Source organism: Curtobacterium sp. MCBA15_005 (genome assembly GCF_001864855.1).
Classification (GTDB): Bacteria; Actinomycetota; Actinomycetes; order Actinomycetales; family Microbacteriaceae; genus Curtobacterium; species Curtobacterium flaccumfaciens.
This window is the reverse complement of record NZ_MJGL01000041.1, coordinates 1-729: the sequence shown is the minus strand read 5'-3', so window position 1 is coordinate 729 and position 729 is coordinate 1. Positions and strand designations below refer to the sequence as shown.

Here is a 729-nt window from a genome sequence, read left to right as displayed (position 1 = left end):
TCGGCACCCGCTACAGCGACTTCACCACGGCGTCGCGCACGGCGTTCCAGAACCCGGACGTCACGTTCGTCAACGTCAACGTGGCCGCGTTCGACGCCTACAAGCACGGTTCGCAGCTGCCGCTGATCGCGGACGCCCGGGAGGCGCTGGTCGCCCTGACAGAGTCGCTCACGTCGGACACGGCGTACGTCGTCGAGCCCGGCTACGCCTCCGAGATCGCCTCGCTGAAGGCGGCATGGGACGCCGCCGTCGATGGCGCCTTCGCCCCGTCCGGTGCAGACCTGCCCGGCCAGCCCGAGATCATCGGAGCCGTGCAGTCGGTCTCCGACCCCCGCGACGTCGTCATCCAGGCGGCGGGCTCGCTGCCCGGCGACCTGCACAAGCTCTGGCGGGTGCGGGACGAGCTCGGGTACCACGTCGAGTACGCGTTCTCGTGCATGGGCTACGAGATCGCCGGTGGCATCGGGGTCCGCCGCGGGGCTCCGGACCGCGACGCGATCGTGATGGTCGGTGACGGCAGCTACCTCATGCTGCACACCGAGCTCGTCACCGCCGTGGCCGAGGGCATCAAGATCATCGTCGTGCTCATCCAGAACCACGGGTACGCGTCGATCGGGCACCTGTCCGAGACCGTCGGCTCCGAGCGCTTCGGCACGAAGTACCGCTACCTCGACGAGACCGAGTCGTTCGAGAACGGCGAGCCCCTGCCCGTCGACCTCGCCGCCAACG

General features: G+C 69.4%; 1 protein-coding gene. It reads left to right on the top strand.

Features of this window, described 5'->3' with window-relative positions:
- On the top strand, positions 1–729 hold a 729-nt coding region (locus BIU89_RS12965; RefSeq protein WP_254791634.1), incomplete at both ends, for a thiamine pyrophosphate-dependent enzyme.